17 protein-coding genes are annotated in these 23950 nt (G+C 61.2%); 12 read left to right on the plus strand and 5 right to left on the minus strand.

Annotation, left to right across the window (positions count from 1 at the left end; genetic code table 11):
- Positions 1 to 192: 192 nt before the first annotated feature.
- Positions 193 to 1599: a glutamate--ammonia ligase gene (gene glnA, locus CAF90_RS21190; protein ID WP_011332032.1), complete on the minus strand. Its 1407-nt coding sequence runs from the start codon at positions 1597 to 1599 to the stop codon at positions 193 to 195.
- Positions 1600 to 1926: 327 nt separating this feature from the next.
- Between glnA and thiI the strand changes: the two genes are divergently transcribed.
- Positions 1927 to 3381: a tRNA uracil 4-sulfurtransferase ThiI gene (gene thiI, locus CAF90_RS21200; RefSeq protein WP_011332034.1), complete on the plus strand. Its 1455-nt coding sequence runs from the start codon at positions 1927 to 1929 to the stop codon at positions 3379 to 3381.
- A 139-nt stretch (positions 3382 to 3520) separates the two neighbouring features.
- Positions 3521 to 5341, plus strand: a complete 1821-nt coding sequence (gene typA, locus CAF90_RS21205) for a translational GTPase TypA (protein ID WP_007952502.1) — start codon at positions 3521 to 3523, stop codon at positions 5339 to 5341.
- 111 nt (positions 5342 to 5452) lie between these two features.
- Here the strand turns inward: typA and CAF90_RS21210 are convergent, their stop codons facing one another.
- Entirely contained in the window at positions 5453 to 5890 is a 438-nt protein-coding gene (locus CAF90_RS21210; protein WP_007952500.1) for a YkgJ family cysteine cluster protein, read from the minus strand.
- A 258-nt stretch (positions 5891 to 6148) separates the two neighbouring features.
- On the opposite strand from CAF90_RS21210, the gene CAF90_RS21215 reads away from it, so the two are divergent.
- The 5 genes from CAF90_RS21215 (at position 6149) to CAF90_RS21235 (ending at position 15471) form a co-directional block, all read left to right on the plus strand.
- Positions 6149 to 8599, plus strand: coding sequence for a glycogen/starch/alpha-glucan phosphorylase (locus CAF90_RS21215; RefSeq protein WP_007952498.1), 2451 nt, complete (start codon positions 6149 to 6151; stop codon positions 8597 to 8599).
- Between the two features lie 102 nt (positions 8600 to 8701).
- Positions 8702 to 12298 (plus strand): DUF2339 domain-containing protein, encoded by a 3597-nt coding sequence (locus tag CAF90_RS21220; protein WP_085608383.1) that lies wholly within the window; start codon positions 8702 to 8704, stop codon positions 12296 to 12298.
- The gene (locus CAF90_RS21225) at positions 12295 to 13659 is read left to right on the plus strand and encodes a DUF3999 domain-containing protein (protein WP_085608384.1); all 1365 of its coding nucleotides are present in this window, start codon (positions 12295 to 12297) and stop codon (positions 13657 to 13659) included. Before CAF90_RS21220 ends, CAF90_RS21225 begins: the two co-directional genes overlap by 4 nt.
- A 195-nt stretch (positions 13660 to 13854) precedes the next feature.
- Entirely contained in the window at positions 13855 to 14865 is a 1011-nt protein-coding gene (locus CAF90_RS21230) for a class 1 fructose-bisphosphatase (RefSeq protein WP_007952492.1), read from the plus strand.
- A gap of 3 nt (positions 14866 to 14868) precedes the next feature.
- The gene (locus tag CAF90_RS21235) at positions 14869 to 15471 is read left to right on the plus strand and encodes a DUF924 family protein (RefSeq protein ID WP_085608385.1); all 603 of its coding nucleotides are present in this window, start codon (positions 14869 to 14871) and stop codon (positions 15469 to 15471) included.
- Here the strand turns inward: CAF90_RS21235 and CAF90_RS29595 are convergent.
- Complete coding sequence (locus tag CAF90_RS29595) at positions 15460 to 15615, minus strand: hypothetical protein (RefSeq protein WP_170929418.1); 156 nt, start codon at positions 15613 to 15615, stop codon at positions 15460 to 15462. The genes CAF90_RS21235 and CAF90_RS29595 overlap by 12 nt on opposite strands.
- A gap of 184 nt (positions 15616 to 15799) precedes the next feature.
- On the minus strand, positions 15800 to 17692 hold the full coding sequence (locus CAF90_RS21240; protein WP_207252705.1) for a methyl-accepting chemotaxis protein: 1893 nt from the start codon (positions 17690 to 17692) through the stop codon (positions 15800 to 15802).
- A 282-nt stretch (positions 17693 to 17974) separates the two neighbouring features.
- On the opposite strand from CAF90_RS21240, the gene CAF90_RS21245 reads away from it, so the two are divergent.
- Positions 17975 to 18229, plus strand: a complete 255-nt coding sequence (locus CAF90_RS21245) for a hypothetical protein (RefSeq protein WP_007952486.1) — start codon at positions 17975 to 17977, stop codon at positions 18227 to 18229.
- A gap of 31 nt (positions 18230 to 18260) precedes the next feature.
- A complete protein-coding gene (locus CAF90_RS21250; RefSeq protein WP_007952485.1) occupies positions 18261 to 18830 on the plus strand; it encodes a lipocalin family protein in 570 nt (189 codons plus the stop codon).
- A gap of 137 nt (positions 18831 to 18967) precedes the next feature.
- On the opposite strand, the gene CAF90_RS21255 is transcribed toward CAF90_RS21250, so the two are convergent.
- The gene (locus CAF90_RS21255) at positions 18968 to 20332 is read right to left on the minus strand and encodes a formimidoylglutamate deiminase (RefSeq protein ID WP_085608387.1); all 1365 of its coding nucleotides are present in this window, start codon (positions 20330 to 20332) and stop codon (positions 18968 to 18970) included.
- Positions 20333 to 20478: 146 nt separating this feature from the next.
- On the opposite strand from CAF90_RS21255, the gene hutC reads away from it, so the two are divergent.
- The 3 genes from hutC (at position 20479) to hutU (ending at position 23913) form a co-directional block, all read left to right on the plus strand.
- On the plus strand, positions 20479 to 21189 hold the full coding sequence (gene hutC / locus CAF90_RS21260; RefSeq protein WP_170844914.1) for a histidine utilization repressor: 711 nt from the start codon (positions 20479 to 20481) through the stop codon (positions 21187 to 21189).
- A 9-nt stretch (positions 21190 to 21198) separates the two neighbouring features.
- Positions 21199 to 21768, plus strand: a complete 570-nt coding sequence (locus CAF90_RS21265) for a HutD family protein (protein ID WP_085608388.1) — start codon at positions 21199 to 21201, stop codon at positions 21766 to 21768.
- A gap of 462 nt (positions 21769 to 22230) precedes the next feature.
- Positions 22231 to 23913 carry a urocanate hydratase gene (hutU, locus tag CAF90_RS21270; protein ID WP_039764719.1) on the plus strand — a complete coding sequence of 561 codons (1683 nt, stop codon included), beginning with the start codon at positions 22231 to 22233 and terminating at the stop codon, positions 23911 to 23913.
- Positions 23914 to 23950 lie beyond the last annotated feature (37 nt).

Raw genomic sequence — 23950 nt, forward strand, 5'->3', positions numbered from 1 at the left:
TCGCCTGCATGCGGATACTACTGATCAGACTAAATGCCATGCTGCGTGACGGCACCGAATGGCGGTGACGAATGGCAGGGTTAAGACAGTTGCTCCCACTGTGTGGTGCATCGCCAACGAATTCCGGCCAATAAAAAAGGCCTCCCGAAGGAGGCCTCTTTCTGTCACGCCGCGTAACGCGGCGCTACCGGATCAGCAGCTGTAGTACAGCTCATATTCCAGTGGGTGTACGAAGGTGCGGACCTTGATTTCTTCTTCGGATTTCAGCGCGATGTAAGCGTCGATGAAGTCGTCGGAGAACACGCCGCCCTTGGTCAGGAACGCACGGCCCTTGTCCAGCTCTTCCAGGGCTTCTTTCAGGCTGCCGCAAACTTGCGGGATCTCTTTCGCCTCTTCAGGCGGCAGGTCGTACAGGTTTTTGTCAGCTGCGTCGCCTGGGTGGATCTTGTTCTGGATACCGTCCAGACCGGCCATCAGCAGTGCTGCGAAAGCCAGGTACGGGTTGGCAGCCGGATCCGGGAAGCGGGCTTCGATACGACGGCCTTTCGGGCTGTTGACGTAAGGAATACGGATCGAGGCGGAACGGTTGCGAGCCGAGTAGGCCAGCATTACCGGCGCTTCGAAGCCTGGCACCAGACGCTTGTAGGAGTTGGTGGCCGGGTTGGTGAAGCCGTTCAGGGCCTTACCGTGCTTGATGATGCCGCCGATGAAGTACAGGGCAGTGTCGGACAGGCCGGCATAACCCTCACCTGCGAAGGTGTTCTTGCCATCTTTGGAGATGGACATGTGAACGTGCATGCCCGAACCGTTATCGCCGTACAGCGGCTTCGGCATGAAGGTCGCGGTGCGGCCGTAAGCGTCGGCAACGTTGTGCACAACGTATTTCAGGGTCTGGGTTTCGTCGGCTTTCTTCACCAGGGTGTTGAACTTGACGCCGATTTCGTTCTGGCCGGCAGTTGCCACTTCGTGGTGGTGAACTTCAACGGTCAGGCCCATTTCTTCCAGTGCGTTGCACATGGAGGTACGGATTTCGTGGTCGTGGTCGAACGGCGGGACCGGGAAGTAGCCACCTTTCACGCCTGGACGGTGGCCTTTGTTGCCGCCTTCCACGTCCTGGTCGGACATCCACGAGCCTTGCTCGGAGTAGATCTTGAACATGGAGCCGGAGATGTCGGACTTGAACTTCACTTCGTCGAAGATGAAGAACTCAGGCTCTGGACCGGCGAATACGGTGTCACCGATACCGGTGGTCTTCAGGTATTCCTCGGCGCGGCGGGCGATGGCGCGCGGGTCGCGATCGTAACCTTGCATGGTCGAAGGTTCGATGATGTCGCAGACCAGGATCAGGGTCGGCTCTTCGGTGAACGGGTCCAGAACGGCGGTTTCGTCGTCCGGCAGCAGGATCATGTCGGAGGCTTCGATGCCTTTCCAGCCAGCGATGGAGGAACCGTCGAACATCTTGCCAACTTCGAAGAAGTCGTCTTCCAGCGCATCGCGAGCCGGCATGGTCACGTGGTGCTGAGTGCCTTTGGTGTCCGTGAAGCGCAGATCAATCCACTTGACGTCATGATCTTTGATGAGTTGAACCGACTTCGACATAGTGTCCTCCGGGTGAATTAGGGCGGGTAGTGGATGCCCTTAATAGTGGTGATGCCGGCGCGAATACTCTGCCAAGGCAACCTGCCTCACAAGGGAGCAAATTGCATGCCAGTGCCCCAGCATGGTTTTTTTGCCCCAAATTCACGCTTCTAAAGGTCGAAAGCGCCTTAAAGGCGAAAATTTCGCCCTTTAATGTAGCGCTCAAATCGAAAAGTGACCCGTTTTGGTGCGAGCAAAACCTTCTGCACATTAACTGGTTAAACCTTGAGCAATTTCCGCTATAATCCGCGCCCCCCTTTTTCGGCTGGCCCTGCGCGCGCTGTTTTCATGAAACTAATCGTAAAAGTCTTCCCCGAGATCACCATCAAAAGCCGACCTGTCCGGACGAAATTCATCCGCCAGCTGGCCAAGAACATCCGCACCGTGCTCCGCGACCTGGACCCGGCCGTGGTGGTGAACGGTGTGTGGGACAATCTCGAGCTGGAAACCCGCGTCACCGACCCCAAGGCCCTGAAAGAGATGGGCGAACGCCTGACCTGCATGCCGGGCATCGCGCACTTTCTGCAGATCGACGAGTACCCGCTGGGTGACTTCGACGACATCACCGAGAAGTGCAAGCAGCACTACGGCGATGCGCTGGCCGGGAAGATCTTTTCGGTGCGCTGCAAGCGTGCTGGCAAGCATGCGTTCAGCTCGATGGACGTCGAAAAATACGTCGGCAGTAAGCTGCGCCGTGAGTGCGGTGCCGCCGGAATCGACTTGAAACAGCCGGAAATCGAAGTCCGCATCGAAGTTCGCGACAAACGGTTGTTCGTGATCCACAGCCAGCACAATGGCATCGGCGGCTACCCGCTCGGTGCGCTGGAGCAGACGCTGGTATTGATGTCCGGCGGTTTTGACTCGACGGTTGCCGCGTACCAGATCCTTCGTCGCGGCCTGATGACGCACTTCTGCTTCTTCAATCTGGGCGGTCGTGCCCACGAATTGGGCGTAATGGAAGTCGCGCATTTCATCTGGAAGAAGTACGGCAGCTCGCAACGCGTGCTATTTGTCAGTGTTCCGTTCGAAGAAGTATTGGGCGAAATTCTCGGCAAGGTCGACGACAGTCATATGGGCGTCGTATTGAAGCGTATGATGTTGCGCGCAGCGTCGAGCATTGCCGAGCGCCTGCACATCGATGCGCTGGTCACCGGCGAAGCGATTTCCCAGGTGTCGAGCCAGACGTTGCCGAACCTGTCAGTCATCGATTGCGTCACCGACAAGCTGGTGCTGCGACCGCTGATCGTTGCCCATAAGCAGGACATCATCGACACGGCCGACCAGATCGGTACCGGTGATTTCGCCCGGCACATGCCGGAATACTGCGGCGTCATCTCGGTCAACCCGAAGACCGCCGCCAAGCGTGGCCGGGTCGAGCACGAAGAGCAGGAATTCGACATGGCGGTGCTCGAGCGTGCGCTCGCAAACGCCAGACTGGTGCCGATCGATCGGGTGATCGACGAATTGGGCCAGGATTTGCAGATCGAAGAAGTCAGCGAAGCGCTGGCCGGTCAGATCGTCATCGACATCCGCCACCCGGATGCCGCCGAGGATGACCCGCTGGAACTCGCCGGCATAGAGGTACAGACGATGCCGTTCTACGCAGTGAACGCTCGTTTCAAGGAACTGGACCCTACTCGCCAGTACCTGCTGTATTGCGACAAAGGCGTGATGAGTCGCCTGCATGCCCACCATTTGCTCAGTGAGGGGCATGCCAATGTGCGCGTTTATCGACCGAGCTAAGTGCCCGGGGCTGTTTGCCTGTGGCCTGCGTCACCGGCCCCCCGACACCGCCGTCAAGCTGTAACGGCCATGCCGGACACTACTGTCAATCGCTGCCAAGACTTGTCAGCAAACCGAATCCTCTGATCGAGATACACAAGTGATCGAAAATCTACGCAACATCGCCATCATTGCCCACGTTGACCATGGTAAGACCACCCTGGTAGACAAACTCCTGCGTCAATCCGGCACTCTGGAGCGCAACGAGCTCAACGACGAGCGCGTGATGGACTCCAACGACCAGGAAAAAGAGCGCGGCATTACCATTCTGGCGAAAAACACCGCCATCAACTGGAACGGCTACCACATCAACATCGTGGACACCCCGGGCCACGCCGACTTCGGCGGCGAAGTTGAGCGCGTAATGTCCATGGTTGACTCCGTGCTGCTGCTGGTCGATGCCCAAGACGGCCCTATGCCGCAAACCCGTTTCGTGACCAAGAAGGCTTTCGAAGCCGGCCTGCGTCCAATCGTGGTCATCAACAAGGTTGACCGTCCGGGCGCGCGTCCTGACTGGGTTCTGGACCAGATCTTCGATCTGTTCGACAACCTGGGCGCTACCGAAGAACAACTGGACTTCCAGGTTGTTTACGCTTCGGCCCTGAACGGCATCGCCGGTCTGGACCACACCGCCATGGGCGAAGACATGACCGCGCTGTACCAGGCGGTAGTCGACCACGTTCCGCCTCCGGCTGTTGACCGTGACGGTCCGTTCCAGATGCAGATATCCGCTCTGGACTACAACAGCTTCCTGGGTGTTATCGGTGTTGGCCGTATCGCTCGTGGTCGCGTCAAGCCGAACACCCCGGTTGTCGCTATCAGCGCCGACGGCAAGCGCCGCAACGGTCGTATCCTGAAGCTGATGGGTCACCACGGTCTGCACCGCGTTGACGTTGAAGAAGCTGCAGCTGGCGACATCGTCTGCATCAGCGGTTTCGACGAGCTGTTCATCTCCGACACCCTGTGCGACATCAACAATGTCGAGGCGATGAAGCCTCTGACCGTTGACGAGCCAACCGTTTCCATGACCTTCCAGGTAAACGACTCGCCATTCTGCGGTAAAGAAGGCAAGTTCGTGACCTCCCGTAACATCAAGGATCGTCTGGACAAAGAGCTGCTGTACAACGTTGCACTGCGCGTTGAAGAAGGCGACTCGGCTGACAAGTTCAAGGTATCCGGCCGTGGTGAGCTGCACCTCTCGGTACTGATCGAAACCATGCGTCGCGAAGGCTTCGAGCTGGCCCTGGGCCGTCCTGAAGTGATCATCCGTGAAGTTGACGGCGTGAAGCAGGAACCGTTCGAAAACGTAACCATCGACATCCCTGAAGAATCCCAGGGCAAGGTCATGGAAGAAATGGGTCTGCGTAAAGGCGACCTGAGCAACATGGTGCCGGATGGCAAAGGCCGTGTTCGTCTGGAATACAACATCCCTGCTCGCGGTCTGATCGGTTTCCGTAACCAGTTCCTGACCCTGACCAACGGTGCTGGCATCCTGACCTCGATCTTCGACCGTTACGCTCCAGTGAAGTCGGGCCACATGTCCGGCCGTCAGAACGGCGTTCTGGTTTCGGTTGAAACCGGCAAGGCACTGACCTACTCCCTGGAAACCCTGCAGGCTCGTGGCAAGCTGTTCGTGGAACACGGCCAGGAGATCTACAACGGTCAAATCGTTGGTCAGAACTCCCGCGACAACGACCTGGGTGTGAACCCGACCAAAGGCAAGAAGCTCGACAACATGCGTGCTTCGGGTAAAGACGAAACCATCGCTCTGGTCCCACCTGTTCGCTTCACACTGGAACAGGCTCTGGAATACATCCAGGAAGACGAGCTGTGCGAAGTTACTCCTAAGTCCATCCGTCTTCGCAAGAAGATCCTGGACGAAAGCGAGCGTACCCGCGCTGCCAAGAAAGCCAAGGCGTAATTTAGCCCAGGCTTAAAAAAACGCCCCCGGTCGAGAGACCGGGGGCGTTTTTGTTTGTCTGGCTTTTGGAAGTATTGTTCCCACGCAGAGCGTGGGAACGATCAAGCGGGATCAGAACCGCTCGATCGACCGCGAATTCTGAACCCGTTCCACTTCCTTCGGCTTGTACGCGCAGTAACCCGGGCGCGGGCCGATCTTCGGGTGGTTGCGGCAGGTGTCCGGACGCTTGTCATAAATGGTGCACAGGCGGCTCTTGCGATCCAGGTAGTAGCAATCGTTGTTGCTCATGCGCTGCAGGGTGAAGATCCCCGACTTCTGGTTGAAGCGCTCGACCAGACCTTCCTTTTGCAGACGCTTGGCGATGTTCTTCGGCGGGTCACCCAGTTCGAACTCGTCGACCACACCGATGCGCACCAGATCCTTGATCTTGACCTCGACCGGCAGCGTGCAGCAGCTGGAAACGCACGAGCCGCACATCGGGGCCGAATATTTGGCCCAGGTATCGAGACGGTCGATCTCGGCTGCGGCGATCAGGTTGGGCTTCATCATCGGTGTTTACCAGGCGTGTGCATCAGGGCGCGCGATCATACCGGGACTGGTGGATTTTTGAACAACCTTTCGCCAGATTTTTTCTTCATGCACCCGCATCGTCCGACAATTCGGCACGGCCCCTGCATTCATTGAGGCATTCGCCAGAGTATTGCCGGTCGATCTCACACTCTCGGTAAAAACTGCCGAACCAGAGCCCTTACCGTCGGTCAGACCGTCTAGGCTCTGACAACTCCCCGCTCGCTCGAGGTCCTATCGATGACTCAAGAACCACTAGTTCGCGAAGCAGAGGTGGCCGCATTCCGCGACGCCGTCCTGACCAAACTCACCTACGCGGTGGGCAAAGACCCGGATCACGCCTTCGACCATGACTGGTTCGAAGCCATCGCCCTGGCGGCGCGCGATCACATGGTCGAGCACTGGATGGACCACACCCGGCAGATCTACCGCAAAGGCCAGAAGCGGGTGTATTACCTCTCGCTGGAATTCCTCATCGGCCGTCTGCTGTACGACAGCCTGAGCAACCTCGGCCTGCTGGACGTCGCCCGTGAAGCGCTGACCGAACTGGGCGTCGATCTTGAGCGCATTCGCATCCTAGAGCCGGATGCGGCACTGGGCAACGGTGGTCTCGGACGTCTGGCAGCGTGCTTCATGGAAAGCATGTCGACCCTCGGCATCGCCGGCCACGGCTACGGTATTCGTTATGAGCACGGGTTGTTTCGCCAGGCCATCGTCGACGGCTGGCAGCAGGAACAGACCGAGCACTGGCTGGACTTCGGCAACCCCTGGGAGTTCGAGCGGCCAGAGGTGGTCTATCCGATCGGCTTTGGCGGCAGCGTCGAGACCGTCACCGACGCCAGCGGCAAGTCCCGGCAAGTCTGGCACCCGGCGGAAACCGTCCGGGCGATTGCTTACGACACTCCGGTGGTCGGCTGGCGCGGCGCGAGCGTCAACACCCTGCGCTTGTGGCGGGCGCGAGCCATGGAGGATCTGCACCTGGAGCGCTTCAACGCCGGTGACCACCTGGGCGCGGTCGCCGAAGTGGCCCGGGCCGAAAGTATTTCCCGCGTGCTCTACCCGGCGGACAGCACCGAAGCCGGGCAGGAACTGCGCCTGCGTCAGGAATACTTCTTCGTCGCCGCCTCGCTTCAGGATCTGCTGCGCCGTCACCGCAACATGCACACCTCGGTGCTGACCCTCGGCGATCACGCGGCGATCCAGCTCAACGACACGCACCCCTCGATCGCCGTCGCCGAACTGATGCGCCAACTGGTCGATGTCTACGACGTGGCCTGGGACGCGGCGTGGCAAGTCACCGTCGACACGCTGTCGTACACCAACCACACGCTGCTGCCCGAAGCGCTGGAAACCTGGCCGGTGGGCCTGATGGAGCGCATGCTGCCGCGGCACATGCAGATCATTTATCTGATCAACGCCCAGCACATCGATTCGCTGCGGGCCAAGGGTATCCACGATTTCGACGTGCTGCGCGCGGTGTCGCTGATCGAGGAAGACAACGGTCGCCGGGTGCGCATGGGTAACCTTGCGTTCCTCGGTTCTCACAGCGTCAACGGCGTGTCCGGGCTGCACACGCAGCTGATGCGCAAAACCGTGTTCGCCGAACTGCACAAGCTGTATCCGGAGCGGATCAACAACAAGACCAACGGCATCACCTTCCGCCGCTGGCTGTACCAGGCCAACCCGGAACTGACGTCGATGCTGGTCGATTCCCTCGGCGCGGATGTTCTGGATAACCCCGAACAGCGTCTGCTCGATCTTGAGCCGTTCGCCGAAAAACCAGCCTTCCGCAAAGCCTTCGCCGAGCAGCGGCTGCACAGCAAAAAGGCCCTCGCTTACCTGATCCATGAACGGCTGGGGATCGCGGTCAATCCGGCGGCGATGTTCGACGTGCAGGTCAAACGGATTCACGAATACAAACGTCAGTTGCTCAACCTGATGCATACGGTCGCGCTGTATCAGGCGATCCGTGCCGAGCCGGAAATCGACTGGGTGCCGCGGGTGAAAATCTTCGCCGGCAAAGCGGCGGCCAGTTATCACCAGGCCAAGCTGATCATCAAACTGACCAACGACATCGCCCGGGTGGTGAACAACGACCCGACCGTGCGCGGCCTGCTCAAAGTAGTGTTCCTGCCTAACTACAACGTCAGCCTGGCGGAAAGCATCATTCCGGCGGCGGACCTGTCGGAGCAGATTTCCACCGCCGGTTTCGAGGCCTCGGGCACCAGCAACATGAAGTTCGGCCTGAACGGCGCGCTGACCATCGGCACCCTCGATGGCGCAAACGTCGAGATGTGCGAAAACATCGGCGCCGAGCACATGTTCATCTTCGGTCTCAGCGCCCAGCAGGTCGAGGCGCGCAAGCAGAATCACGAGTTCAGCGCCTTGCCGGACATCGCTGCGTCCCACCGTTTGAACGATGTGTTGCAGGCGATCCGCAGCGGGGTGTTCTCGCCGGATGACACGTCGCGCTACACCGGGCTGATCGATTCGCTGGTGGATTACGACCGGTTCTTCGTCTGCGCCGATTTCGACTCCTATTGGGATGCGCAGATGCGTGTCGATGCGCATTGGCACGACGCCAACAACTGGTGGCGCTCGGCGGTACTGAACACCTCGCGCATGGGCTGGTTCTCCTCCGACCGGACGATCCGCGAGTACGCCACGGATATCTGGAAGGCACTGGAGTAACTTTTAGCGACAAATGTGCGCCCGGCCCCACGATTGTTGGGCCGGGCCGATATACTGAGCGTTGGTTCCGCCCCGCCACGGGGCTGCTCAGGGATATCGACCATGCAATGGATGTTCATGTTGATCGGGCTGCTGCTCGGCTGGCTGCTCGACGAGTCGTTCAGCGATGCGCTGTTGGGCGCGTTGCTGGGGCTCGCCATCGGGCAGGCGATGCGTATCGCGCGGCTGGGTTCACAAGCCGCCGAGCAACAGCGTCAGTTGGATCACGCGAAGATCGCATTGCAGGGCGTCGAACAGCGTCTGTTTCTGCTGGAGGGCGCTCCGGCGCATTCGCCAGCGCCGCCGAGTGTCGCGCCGGCCAGCGAAACGATCGTTGAACCCGTCACGGTATTTGAACAACCCGCTGCCGCAGAACCCGAGCTGGTCTGGGAACTGCCACCCGAACTCGAACCTGTCGCCGTCGCCGCCAGCGAACCCGGTCAGCCGCTGCCGGTCGATGTCTGGCGTCTGGACGCCGTTACGCCTGAACCTGAACCCCGACAACCCGCCGAACCTCGTGGCCCGAACCTTATCGAACGCGGCATCAGCGCTGCGCGCAACTGGCTGTTCGGTGGCAATACCGTGCTGCGGGTCGGTGTGGTGCTGTTGTTCTTCGGTCTGGCTTTCCTGCTGCGCTACGCCACCGAAGGCATGGTGGTGCCGATCGAATTGCGTTACGCCGGGGTTGCGGCGGCAGCGCTGGGATTGCTGGCGCTGGGCTGGTGGTTGCGCCATCGCAACAACAGCTACGCCTTGATGCTGCAAGGCACCGGGATTGCGGTGTTGTACCTGACGGTGTTTGCGGCGATGCGTCTGCACCCGCTGCTCGATCCGTCTGCTGCGCTGGGATTGCTGGTGGCAGTGACGGTGTTCTCGGCCATTCTGGCCATCACCCAGGACTCCCTGGCCCTGGCCTGCGTCGCCGCGCTGGGCGGTTTCGCCGCGCCGATTCTGACGTCGACCGGCGCCGGCAACCATGTCGCGCTGTTCAGTTATTTCGCGCTGCTCAACGCCGGCATCCTGGCCATCGCCTGGTTCAAGGCCTGGCGCCTGCTCAACCTGATCGGCTTCGTGGGCACCTTCGGCATCGGTTTCGCCTGGGGCCTGCGCTCGTACACGCCGGAGTTGCTGTGGAGCACCGAGCCGTTCCTGATTCTGTTCTTCCTGATGTACCTGGCCATCGGCCTGCTGTTCGCCCGACGCAAGTTGCTGGACATGCCGGACGCCCCGGCAGACGGTGATCGTGAGGCGCTGCTGCACTGGTCGGCGCGCAAGGGCGACTACGTCGACGGCACGATGCTGTTCGGTCCGCCACTGGTGGGTTTCGGCCTGCAATTCGCGCTGGTGCAGCATCTGGAATTTGCAGCGGCGTTCAGCGCACTGGCGCTGGGCATGATCTACATGGCCCTCGCCAAAGTGCTGATGGGCGGCCGCGCATTGTTGCTGGGGGAAACCTGCCTGGCGCTCGGGGTGATTTTCGCCAGCCTGGCGATTCCGCTGGGGCTGGATGCGCGCTGGACTTCCGCCGCCTGGGCGGTGGAGGGCGCGGGGATTTTCTGGCTGGGCTTGCGTCAGCAACGGCCGTTGGCCCGGGCCTTCGCGTTGCTGCTGCAACTGGGCTCGGCGCTGGCGTTTCTCAGTCAGTTGCGCGTTGGCGAAAGCAGCCTGCTCGACGGAGCGCCGTTGGGGGCATTGATGCTCGGCGCGGCGTTGCTGTTCAGCTTCTATCAATTGCGCAAGGCGTCGCCGGAGCAAACTTCACCGTGGGAGCGTCAGGGCTTGCCGGTGCTGGCGTGCTTGGGGCTGACCCTCCTGTATCTGCTGGCGCCGTTGTTCTTCTTCACTCAGGGCTCGGCGATCAGTTGGGCGCTGGCCGGGCTGGTGACCTTGTTCGTCGGCTTGCGCCTGCAATCGCGCACCTTCCTGTTCACCGCGTTTGCCGTGCAACTGCTCGGCGGGGCGCTGTTCCTGTTGCGCCTGCAAGGGGCGGGCGAGGATTCGGCGGCGGTGTTCAGCGCTGGCTGGAGCGGTCTGCTCAGCGCCTCGTTGATCGGTCTGGCGCTGATCGCCGGCATGTTGCTGGCGGCACGTGACGAGATGGTGCGCAGCGATGTTCGTCTGCTGAGCGGTTTGTCGGTGGTGCTGCTGGCGGGTCTGGTGCTGATCAATCTGGCGGTGTTGTTCGTGCTGCCGTGGCAGACCGCGAGTGCGGTGTGGGCGGCCAGTGGCTTGCTTATCATCTGGCTCAGCCTGTACCTCAAGCAGCGCGTGAGTTTTGTTTTCGGTCTGCTGTTGCAACTGATCGGCGGCGCAGCGTTTTTGTTGGCCGGCCCCGAGCTGCTCGGGCCGTTGTCCGGCGAGGGGCTGCGGCCACTGGCCCATGGCGGATTCTGGACGCCACTGGTGTTGGGCCTGGCGGCGATGATCGGAGCGTGGCGCCTGCAACTGGGCAATCACGCCTCGGCGTTCGACGTGCTGAGTCTGCAGCGCCTGTCCGAAGTGTTGCTGGTGTGGGGCGCCGGTTGGTGGACGCTGGCGTGGGTCAGCGAAGTGCTGCGTTTTGCGCCGCTGAATTTGCAGGCAACGCTGTTGCTGCTGGTCGCCGCGCTGAGCGTCGCGTTGTGGACGCTGTTGGCCCTGCGCCTGAAATGGCCGTCGCTCGGGTTGCTCTGCGCCGTGTTGATTCCGGCGGCCGGACTGGTGTTGCTCGGCGCGTGGCACTCGCGTTATCACCCGGCGGCGGATTTCGGCTGGCTGGCCTGGGCGGCGGTGTTCGTCGTGCATTTCATCAGCCTGCGGCGTCTGGCGCCGATGTTGCCGGCGCGGTCTTTGAGCACGGCGCATGTGCTCGGTTGCTGGCTGCTGATCGGCGTGCTGGCGCTGGAGTTGCGCTACGGCCTGCTGCTGTTGTCCGAGCAGTACAACGCCTGGCGCTGGCTGGGCTGGGCGATTCTGCCGAGCGTGTATCTGTTGCTGATGGCTGCGCCGCGTCAGTGGCCATGGCCGGTGGCGGCGTTCCCTCGCGAATATCGCCTGTACGCGGCCGCGCCGCTGGCGGTGCTGATGCTGGTCTGGTTCTGGCTGGCCAATGGCGTGAGTGATGGCAATGCCGAGCCGCTGCCTTATGTGCCGCTGCTCAACCCGCTGGAATTGGGTTTGCTGTTTGCGTTGTTCGGTGTTTACGTCTGGTCGCGCAGCGCCGTTGCCGAGCTGTCGATCCGCCAGGATTACGCGGCATACGCGACGCAACTGATTGCCGGTATTTCGCTGTTCGCGCTCTGCACCGCGCTGGTCACCCGCGCTGCGCACCATTGGGCGGGGATTCCGTTCGAGCTCGACCTGTTGCTCGAATCGATGCTGGTGCAGGCCGGTCTGTCCATCGTCTGGACGCTGATGGCGCTCGGGCTGATGATCGGCGGGCACCTGCGCCATCGCCGCGAAGTCTGGTTGATCGGCGCGGCGCTGATTGCGCTGGTGGTGGCGAAACTGATTTTTGTCGAATTGAGCAACCGTGGCGGACTGGCACGGATTGTCTCGTTCATCGGCGTCGGCGTGTTGCTGCTGGTGGTGGGCTACTTTGCGCCGCTGCCGCCCAAACGCGTCGAAGCTGTACCGGCGGCGGACAAACCGGCCCCGGAAACCGAAGGAGTGTCGTCTTGAGTCGCAAGCTTAATCTCGGGTGGCTGTTGCTGGGCGTGGCCATGGCGGCCGGCGCCCAGGAAAAACCGGCGGACTTCGCCGCGCAGGTGCCGTTGTCGGTCAGTGGCGCAGGCCCGTGGTATCGCCTCGAACTGCCGCTGAGCGTGCAGTTGCAGGCGCGTCAGACCGATCTCAGCGATCTGCGGGTGTTCAACGCCGCCGGAGAGCCACAGGCCTATGCGCTGGCCCGGGAATCAGCGCAGACCCGTGACGATGGCCAATTGCATGAGGTGAAGTGGTTCCCGCTGTACAACTCGGCGGATGCCACCGAGCGGGCGCCGAGCGTCCGCGTGCAATCCACCACCACCGGCACGCTGGTGGAAGTGCAGCCGTCCAGTCAGCTCGAAGCCGGGGAAGAAGTGCTGCGCGGCTGGCTGCTCGACGCCAGTGCGATCAAGGCGCCGTTGCAGCAACTGATCCTCGACTGGACCAGCGAGCGCGACGGCTTCCAGCGTTTCAGCATCGAGGCCAGCGATGATTTGCAGCACTGGCAGGCCTGGGGCGAGGGCCAGGTCGCGCGCCTGACGTTTGCCGACGAACGGGTCGAACAGCATGAAGTGGCGCTGCCGGGGCAATCGGCGCGGTATCTGCGTCTGCTGTGGGATTCGCCGGCTTCGGCGCCGGTCCTGACGTCGGCGCAACTGAAAAGCAGCGATCCGCGCAATCTTCCGCTGCCGCTGGTCTGGTCCCCGGCGCTGGCCGGCAGCAGCGGCAAGTCCGGCGAATACACCTGGCAGCTGCCGATGGGGCTGAACATTGAGCGGGTGCAGGTCGAACTGAAGCAGGCCAACAGCCTGGCACCGGTGACCCTGTCGGGACGTCGTGAAAGCAGTCTGCCGTGGCAACCGCTGAGCAGCGGCTTGCTCTATCGCCTGACCCAGAATGGCCAGGACGTCGTGCAGAACGAATTGCAGCTCTACGGCCAGACCGTGCAGCAGTTGAAACTGACGGTCGACGAACGTGGCGGCGGTCTCGGCGAGCAGGCGCCGAGTGTGAAATACGCGGTGCGCGCCACTCAGGTGATCTTCCTCGCGCGCGGCGACGGGCCTTACAGCCTGGCGTTGGGCAATCCGACCGTGAAAACGGCGAACCTGCCGCTGACCACGCTGATCCCCGATTTCAAACCGGAGAAACTGGCCACGCTGGGCAAGGCCACGGTGCAGGGCGAAGCGCTGGCGACCCAGACTTCGATGGCCACCACCTCGGCCACGGCGGACACCAACTGGAAGAAATTCGGCCTGTGGGCGGTGTTGCTGCTCAGCGTGCTGTTTCTGGCGGCAATGGCTTTCAGTCTGCTGCGCAAGCCGCCGGCCAAGTCCTGAATATGACGGGTGTGGCCTCTACACCCGTCGGGTTTCCAACTACGCTGAATCCGGTGCCTGAACTCTCTCGGTTCGATCACGTCTGATAGCAGGAATTGCACCCGACGCACGTTACCGGGCGTCATTGCTCGCTACGGTTTCAGACTCCCTGTAAACTGCGCGGGTTTTTAGCCCCCCATTCCACCGGAGCCGTCCATGTCCCGCGTTACCCTGAGTCGCTATTTGATTGAGCAGACCCGCAGCAACAACACTCCTGCCGATCTGCGTTTCCTGATCGAAGTGGTGGCGCGCGCCTGTAAAGAAATCAGCCACGCCGTGTCCAAAGGCGCCCTGGGCGGTGTTCTGGGCAGCATGGGCACAGAAAACGTGCAAGGCGAAGTGCAGAAGAAGCTCGACGTGCTGTCGAACGAAATCCTGCTCGAAGCCAACGAGTGGGGCGGTCACCTGGCCGGCATGGCGTCCGAAGAAATGGACAATGCCTACCAGATCCCGGGCAAATACCCGAAAGGCGCCTACCTGCTGGTATTCGACCCGCTGGACGGTTCGTCGAACATCGACATCAACGCTCCGGTCGGCACCATCTTCTCCGTGCTGCGTTGCCCGAACGAATACCTGAGCCAGAACGAAGCGCTGGATGAAAAGGCCTTCCTGCAGCCAGGCACTCAGCAGGTTGCCGCCGGTTATGCCATCTACGGTCCGCAAACCATGCTGGTGCTGACCCTGGGCCACGGTGTCAAAGGCTTCACCCTGGACCGCGAAATGGGCAGCTTCGTCCTGACCCACGAAGACATCACCATTCCTGAGTCCACCCAGGAATTCGCCATCAACATGTCCAACCAGCGTCACTGGGAAGCTCCGGTACAGCGCTACGTTTCGGAACTGCTGGCCGGTGAAGAAGGCCCGCTGAAAAAGAACTACAACATGCGCTGGGTCGCGGCGATGGTTGCCGACGTGCACCGCATCCTGACCCGTGGCGGTCTGTTCATGTACCCGCGCGACAGCCGCGAGCCGTCCAAGCCGGGCAAACTGCGTCTGATGTACGAAGCCAACCCGATGTCGTTCCTGGTGGAACAGGCTGGCGGCGCTTCCACCGACGGCCACCAGCGCATTCTCGACATCAAGCCTGAAGGCCTGCACCAGCGCGTAGCGGTGTTCCTCGGCTCGAAAGAAGAAGTCGCTCGCGCCACGGCTTACCACAAGGAATAAACCATGAACGCGCCCTGGCAGCCGTTGCTCGATTGGTGGTTCGGTCACTCCGAATCGGCTACTGAAGTGACGGCGCAACAGGGCGGGTTGTGGTTCGGCAAGAAAGACAGCCAGGACCTCGAAGCGCGTGAGCGTTTCGGGGTCTTTGTCGATCAGGCCCTCGCTGGCGAATTGACCGAGTGGACGCAACGTCCCGATGGTTGGCTGGCGGTGGTGCTGTTGCTCGACCAACTCCCGCGAATGATCTTTCGCGATACGCCCAAGGCTTTTTCCGGTGATCTACGGGCGCAGAAACTGGTTGCCCAGGGGATTGCTGCAGACTTCGATCGGCAGTTGAAACCGATCCAGCGACTCTTCATCTACCTCGTCTTCGAACACTGCGAAAACCTCGCGGTGCAGAATGAAGCGGTTTCGCGATTCATCGAACTGGTGGCTGAACAGCCGGAAGCGGAGCGCGGGGTGTTTGCCGACAACCTGGATTATGCCGAGCGGCATCAGCGGGTGATTGCGCGGTTTGGACGGTTTCCGCATCGCAATGCGGTGTTGGGGCGGGAGTCTACGGTTGAGGAGTTGGAGTTTCTCAAACAGCCTGGGTCAAGTTTCTAGCTTGTCCGCGTTCACTTTATCCAATTCAAGAAACAAGTCTTCAACGTCTCTGTACTTTTCTTGATCAATCTCGTCGGCACCCAATGCAAGGATTGCCAGTAAAGTAGTTTGATCTGAATCCGTGCAATCGTGTTTCTTGTTCATTAGCCACATCTCCTTGCGAATCGCGGATTACATTTCCGGCCTTCTGCGTCATGTATACCGCTATCGCGGGCAAGCCAGCTCCCACAGTGTTTGATGTGAAACACAAATTGTGTAAACACACATTACCTGTGGGAGCTACGGTGCGACGACTCGACTTGCCAGCGATGAGGCCAGTGACCGCGCCTCAGATCCGGAAGCTACCCACCAACTGCTTGAGTCGAGCAGCCTGCTGCTCCAGATCCGCACAAGCCCGCAACGTCGCCTGCAAGTTCTCCACACCTTCCTGGTTCAGCGTGTTGATCTCGTTGATATCAACGTTGATCGACTCGACCACCGCCGTCTGCTCTTCCGTCGCCGTCGCTACCGACTGGTTCATGCCGTCGATCTCGCCGATACGCTGGGTCACGCTGCCCAGGCGTTCGCCGGCCTGGTTGGCGATGCCGACGCTGCTTTCGCTCTCACGCTGGCTCTCGGTCATGATGCCGACCGCCTGACGCGCGCCGACTTGCAGCTCTTCAATCATCTTCTGCACTTGCTGCGCCGAATCCTGGGTGCGGTGCGCCAGGTTGCGGACTTCGTCGGCGACCACGGCGAAACCACGACCGGCTTCTCCGGCACGGGCCGCTTCGATGGCGGCGTTGAGCGCCAGCAGGTTGGTCTGCTGGGAGATGCTGGTGATCACTTCCAGAATCTGCCCGATGTTCACGGTGTTGCTGTTCAGGGTTTCGATGTTGCCGCAGGAGTCGCTGATCTTCGCCGACAGCTGTTGCATCGCGTGGATGGTTTTATCCACAACCTGCTGGCCGTCTTCGGCCAGGCTGCGCGCGTCGCTGGAATGTTGCGAGGCGAGGGCGGCGTTCTGGGCGATTTCCTGGGCGGCGGCGCCTAGCTGGTTGATCGCGGCGGCCACGCTGTTGGTGCGCGAGGCTTGCTGGTCGGAGTTGAACATCGACGAGTTCGACGCCGCGACCACGCGCAGGGCGACTTCGTTGACCTGGCCGGTGGCCGACGACACTTCGCGGATCGAAGTGTGAATGCGCTCGACGAAACGGTTGAACGACAGCCCCAGCGCGCCGAATTCATCGTGGCCGTGGATGGTCAGGCGTTTGGTCAGGTCACCTTCGCCTTCGGCGATGTCGTGCATGGCGCGGCCCATGGTCAGCAGCGGTTGCATCAGTACGCGGATCAGCATGCCGAGCAGGGCGATGATGATTACCACGGCGATGACCATGGCGATCAGCGCCGAGGTGCGGAACTCGCTGAGCATCGAGAACGCGGTGTCCTTGTCCAGCACCAGCGCCACGTACCAGTCGGCCGACGGCACGCCGTTGACGTGGGTGAAGGAGATCAACTGGGTCTTGCCGTCGAACTCGACTTCTTTCAGGCCCGGGCTGACTTTCGGCGCACCGTTCGGATAGGCCTCGGCGAGGGTCTTGAGCACCAGCTTGCTGTCCGGGTGGATCAGGATCTTGCCGTCGGCACCGACGATGAACGCGTGACCGTGGCCGCCGAAGTTCAGCGAGTTGATGATCGCGCTGACACTCGACAGGTCAATGTCGGCGCCGGCCACACCGATCATCTGGCCCTGGCGCTGCACCGGGGTGGCGACGGTAATCACCAGTTTGCCCGACGAGGCGGCGATGTACGGTTCGGTGACGATGGTCTGTTGCGCAGCATTGGCCGCCTTGTACCAGCCACGGGCGCGCGGATCGTAATCCGGCGCACGGTTGCCGGCCGGGACCGAGAACATCACACCGTCTGCACCGCCGAAGTAGCTGAGCTGAAAATTGCCGGTGTAGGCGGGCAGGTCGATGATGCGTTTCAGGCTGGCCGGGGCGTTGCCGTCGGCGACAACCTGTTGCGCCATCGATTGCAGCAACTGGATGCGGCTTTCCAGCCAGGTCTGGATGTTGCTGGTGGTCAGGCTGCCCAGTTCCTGCATCGACGCTTCGGTGCTGCTTTGCAGGGCTTCGCGCTGGCGATAGTCGTTGAACAAAATGAAACAGGCGAACGCAACGGCCACCACGAGGGCGGCAGCCAACAAGATCTTGTGGCTGAATTTCATGTTTCTGGTCATTAAGTGAGCTACCGCGAAGGGGCTGGTCAAGAAAGGGCGGCAATTTGCCACACTATCGGGCTTTGCGCTGCTCTTATTTCGACCGCGGCGCGCCAAAGATTAGGCGCCTTTTGCGAAAGTCGACGAAATGCTCAATAGCCCTACAAAGTGTCTGATTTACCGATGAATGCCGGACGAGCGGGCTAACAAATAGCCAGCCTCCCAGGGAACCAGACAGGGGTTTTCTCTTCTAAGCTTCTGGTTGGCGCCATGCCATCCCCCTTCCGTTCCAGGAGTTACACCATGTCGCTGCGATCTATCGCCCTGCTGTCGTTTTGCGTGCTGTTGGCCGCATGCAGCAAGGTCAATCAGGAAAACTATTCGAAGCTCTCGGCCGGCATGGCCAAGGCCGAAGTGGAGACACTGCTTGGCAAGCCCACCGATTGCTCGGGCGCGCTCGGCATGTCCAGTTGCACCTGGGGCGACAAGAACAGCTTTATCAGCGTGCAGTACGCCGGTGACAAAGTGCTGATGTTTTCCGGCCAAGGCCTGAAGTAAACCGGGGCTACGCGCCCACGGGAGAAAAACAATGAAGCGGTTATTGCTTGTCCTTTTGGCCGGCCTGGTATTGGCCGGCTGCGCCACGTCCGGTGAAGATCCGCTGGCGCCGAAGACGGTCAACAGTGTCAATCTCAAGCGTTACCAGGGCACCTGGTACGAACTGGCGCGTCTGCCGATGTATTTCCAGCGCAATTGCGCGCAATCCGAAGCCCGTTACTCCCTCAAGCCCGACGGCAATGTCGCGGTGTACAACCGCTGCCTGACGGCGGACTGGCAGTGGGAAGAAGTCAAAGGCACGGCTTATCCACAGGTGCCGGGCAAGACCGACAAGCTGTGGGTCGAGTTCGATACCTGGTTTTCGCGCCTGATTCCGGGTGTGGCGAAGGGGCAATACTGGGTGCTGTACGTCAGCGATGACTACAAGACCGCGCTCGTGGGCGACCCGAGTCGTCGCTACCTGTGGCTGTTGTCCCGCACGCCGACCGTCAACGGCGTGGTGCGTGAGGAACTGCTGAGCAAGGCGCGTCAGCAGGGTTATGACACTACGCGCCTGATCTGGCGCACGTCGGATCAGCAGATGGCCAAGACGTCCAACTGATGTCTCCTGTTCTGATCGTTCCCACGCTCCGCGTGGGAATGCCTCAATGGACGCTCTGCGTCCGCTTTCGGGACGCGGAGCGTCCCGGGCTGCATTCCCACGCAGAGCGTGGGAACGATCAGTAACAGAGGTTTGTGTCAGCCCAAAAGCTCTCGCAGGACCTGGGTGAAGGCGCGATTGCTGTCCTCCTCCCCGGCATGTCGCCCCTCGCGCACAGCCCACTGACCATTGACCAGCACGTCGCGTACCTGACGATCGCCACCGGCAAACAGCCAGCGATTGAGAATCCCGTCACCGCTGGCCGTGGCCAGATACGGATCGTTGCCATCGAGCACAATCCAGTCAGCCCGCTTGCCGACTTCCAGCGCGCCGATCGGCTGGCCCAGCGCCTGAGCGCCACCGTCCAGCGCTGCGTCATACAGCGTACGGCCGACCATCGGCTGATCCGCGCCATACAAACGGTTGCGCCGCTGATCGCGCAGACGTTGGCCGTATTCCAGCCAGCGCAATTCTTCCACCACGCTCAACGACACATGGCTGTCGGAGCCGATGCCCATGCGCCCACCCTGAGCGAGGAAATCCACCGCCGGGAAAATACCGTCGCCGAGGTTGGCCTCGGTGGTCAGGCACAGGCCGGCGATGGCGCGACTCTTGGCCATCAGCGTGACTTCTTCCGGATTGGCGTGAGTCGCGTGGACCAGGCACCAGCGCTGATCGACTTCGGTGTTTTCGTACAGCCATTGCAGCGGACGACGACCGCTCCAGCTCAGGCAGTCGTCGACTTCCTTCTGCTGTTCGGCGATGTGGATGTGCACCGGGCATTGCTGGTCGCTGGCTGCCAGCACTTCGCTGATCTGCTGTGGCGTGACCGCGCGCAACGAGTGGAAGCACAGGCCCAGCGACTGCGCCTTTTGCTGCGCCAGCAGGGGTTGCAGGCGCGATTGCAGCTTCAGGTAGTTTTCGGTGCTGTTGATGAAACGACGCTGGCCTTCGTTCGGCGTTTGGCCGCCGAAACCGCTGTGGCTGTAGAGCACCGGCAACAGCGTCAGGCCGATGCCGGCGGAGCTGGCCGCCTGGCTGATGCGTAACGCCAGTTCGGCCGGGTCGGCGTAAGGCTGGCCGTTGTGATCGTGGTGGACGTAATGGAATTCGGCGACCGAGGTGTAACCGGCCTTGAGCATCTCGATGTACAGCTGACGGGCAATCACACCGAGCTGGTCGGGGCTGATTTTTCCGACGAGCCGGTACATCAGATCGCGCCAGGTCCAGAAACTGTCGTTGGGATTGCCGGCCACTTCCGCAAGTCCGGCCATCGCTCGCTGGAACGCGTGGGAGTGCAGATTCGGCATCCCCGGCAGCAGCGGACCGCTCAGCCGTTCGGCGCCATCTGCGGTGGAATCGGCCTGGATTCGGGTCAACACGCCATCGGCGCTGACCTCGAGACGTACATTGTTGGCCCATCCGTTAGGCAGCAGCGCGCGTTCGGCAAAGAAGGCGGACATGGTTCAGCACCCCATCGTGTGTTATTTGTATATACATATACAGACGTTTGCCTGCCCGGTAAACTCCGGCAAGCTAGCAACTTTCATCCAATGAACAGGGATCCACCGTGCCGACTCCGCCTCCAGTCTCCCCGTTGGCCGCGAACATGGGCGACAGTCCGGCGCCCTTGTACGCCCGCGTCAAACAGATGATCACCCAGCAGATCGACAGCGGTAACTGGCCGCCGCATTACCGCGTGCCGTCGGAAAGCGAGCTGGTCAGCCAGCTGGGTTTCAGCCGCATGACCATCAACCGCGCGCTGCGGGAAATGACCGCCGACGGTCTGCTGGTACGCATGCAAGGCGTCGGTACTTTCGTTGCTGAACCGAAGAGCCAGTCCGCGCTGTTTGAAGTGCACAACATCGCCGACGAAATCGCCTCCCGTGGCCATCGCCACACTTGCCAGGTGATCACCCTGGAAGAAGAGGCTGCCGGTTCCGAGCGCGCGCTGGCGCTGGACATGCGCGAAGGGCAGAAGGTCTTTCACTCGCTGATCGTGCATTACGAAAACGACATTCCGGTGCAGATCGAAGACCGCTTCGTCAACGCGCTGGTCGCCCCGGAATACCTCAAGCAGGACTTCACCCTGCAAACGCCTTACGCCTATCTGAACCAGGTCGCGCCGCTGACCGAAGGCGAGCACGTGGTCGAAGCGATCCTCGCCGAAGCGTCCGAATGCAAATTGCTGCAGATCGAAAAAGGCGAGCCTTGCCTGTTGATCCGCCGGCGTACGTGGTCGGGTCGTCAGCCGGTGACGGCGGCGCGCCTGATTCACCCCGGTTCCCGTCATCGTCTGGAAGGACGGTTCCATAAATAGAGAGCATAAATGAGTGAAGTGAAGGTTTTACGCGCTGAAGGCTACCCGCGCATGCCGTGGAAAAACGGCGGCGGCAGCACCGAGGAAATCACCCGTGACGCCGGCGCCGGCCTCGACGGTTTTGGCTGGCGTCTGTCGATTGCCGACATCGCCGAATCCGGCGGCTTTTCGACCTTCGCCGGTTACCAGCGGGTCATCACGGTATTGCAGGGCGACGGCATGACCCTGTGTGTCGACGGCGATGATACCCGGCCGTTGTTACCCCTCGACCCGTTTGCCTTCAGCGGCGAGAGCCAGGTGTCCTGCACCTTGCTCGGCAGCTCGATCCGCGACTTCAACCTGATCTACTCACCCCAGCGTTACAGCGCACGCCTGCAATGGCTGGACGGCGAACAGCGGTTTTTCAGTTCGGCAAGCACCGTGCTGGTCTTCAGCGTCAGCGAATTGCTGGAGGTCACGGTCGGTGACAGTGCGTCGCAACTCGGCCGCCATGACTGCCTGCAACTGGGCGGTAACACCGGTTTGACCGAGATTGCCGTCAATGCCGGCTGCTGCGTGATCGAACTGTCTCCGCGCTGATCCTTCCTTCTGATCGTTCCCACGCAGACGGTTCGACGCCTCGACGTGGGAACGATCTAACGATCAACGATCAAAAACCGCTGCTTTGAAAGCAGCGGTTTTTTTTCGTCCCGACGTTCCCGAAATGCGCACCAACTTGTTACCGAACGCCCCAGCGTGGCGCAAAACCACGCTTTCGTAACAACCTCTCGCTACCCTCAATCCACCCCGCGAAAAATTTCATGAACGCCAGAGCCCTTGATTCAGGCGCTCTCCAGCCCTGTCCTGGATTTTTGTTGAACGACCCTCCAACAAGTTGGCCGCTCGATTGCATATGCTTGTATGTACAAGTAAAGACGTATGCGTATGAGTCGATCGAGACTCTCCGCAGCGTCCACTGATTCGCTTGTCGCGCACTGATGCGCACAGGCTGCTTGCCCACTGCCAGGGTTGGTTTGAATTGATCGCTGAGGAGTCTTTTTCGTGACTGACAACAAAACCACTAAGTTTCGTGACGTCGAAATCCGTGCCGCCCGCGGCAACAAGCTGACCGCCAAGAGCTGGCTGACCGAAGCGCCGCTGCGCATGTTGATGAACAACCTCGACCCGGAAGTCGCCGAGAACCCGAAAGAGCTGGTGGTCTACGGTGGCATCGGCCGCGCGGCGCGTAACTGGGAGTGCTACGACAAGATCGTCGAGAGCCTGACCAACCTCAACGAAGACGAAACCCTGCTGGTGCAATCGGGCAAGCCGGTCGGCGTGTTCAAGACCCACAGCAACGCCCCGCGCGTACTGATCGCCAACTCCAACCTGGTGCCGCACTGGGCGACCTGGGAACACTTCAACGAACTCGACGCCAAAGGCCTGGCCATGTACGGCCAGATGACCGCCGGCAGCTGGATCTACATCGGCAGCCAGGGCATCGTCCAGGGCACCTACGAAACCTTCGTTGAAGCCGGTCGCCAGCACTACAACGACAACCTCACCGGCAAGTGGGTACTGACCGCCGGTCTCGGCGGCATGGGCGGCGCCCAGCCACTGGCCGCGACCCTCGCCGGTGCCTGCTCGCTGAACATCGAATGCCAGCAGATCAGCATCGATTTCCGCCTCAAGACCCGCTACGTCGACGAGCAGGCCAAAGACCTCGACGACGCGCTGGCCCGCATCGCCAAATACACCTCCGAAGGCAAGGCCGTTTCCATCGCCCTGTGCGGCAACGCCGCTGAAATCCTCCCGGAACTGGTCAAGCGCGGCGTGCGCCCGGACATGGTCACCGACCAGACCAGCGCCCACGACCCGCTCAACGGTTACCTGCCGGCCGGCTGGACCTGGGACGAATACCGCGCCCGCGCCAAGACCGAGCCAGCCGCTGTGGTCAAGGCTGCCAAACAGTCGATGGCCGTTCACGTCAAAGCCATGCTCGACTTCCAGAAAATGGGCGTGCCGACCTTCGACTACGGCAACAACATCCGTCAGATGGCTCAGGAAGAGGGCGTCGAAAACGCATTCGATTTCCCGGGCTTCGTACCGGCCTACATCCGTCCGCTGTTCTGCCGTGGCATCGGTCCGTTCCGTTGGGCTGCGCTGTCGGGTGATCCGCAGGACATCTACAAGACCGACGCCAAAGTCAAAGAGCTGATCCCGGACGACGCCCACCTGCACAACTGGCTGGACATGGCGCGCGAGCGCATCAGCTTCCAGGGTCTGCCGGCGCGTATCTGCTGGGTCGGCCTGGGCCTGCGCGCCAAGCTCGGTCTGGCGTTCAACGAAATGGTCCGCAGCGGCGAGCTGTCGGCTCCGATCGTGATCGGTCGCGACCACCTCGACTCCGGCTCGGTCTCCAGCCCGAACCGTGAAACCGAATCGATGCAGGACGGCTCCGATGCAGTCTCCGACTGGCCGCTGCTCAACGCGCTGCTGAACACCGCGAGCGGTGCGACCTGGGTGTCCCTGCACCACGGCGGCGGCGTCGGCATGGGCTTCTCCCAGCACTCGGGCATGGTGATTGTCTGCGACGGTACTGACGAAGCGGCCGAGCGTATCGCTCGCGTGCTGCACAACGACCCGGGCACCGGCGTCATGCGTCACGCCGATGCCGGTTACCAGATCGCCATCGACTGCGCCAAGGAACAAGGGCTGAACCTGCCGATGATCACCGGCAAGTGAACATCTGCGGGAGCGGGCACCCTCGCTCCCGCAGGGC

Origin of the sequence: Pseudomonas sp. B37(2017), from assembly GCF_002112885.1 — a bacterium.
Lineage (GTDB): Bacteria > Pseudomonadota > Gammaproteobacteria > Pseudomonadales > Pseudomonadaceae > Aquipseudomonas > Aquipseudomonas paraglycinae.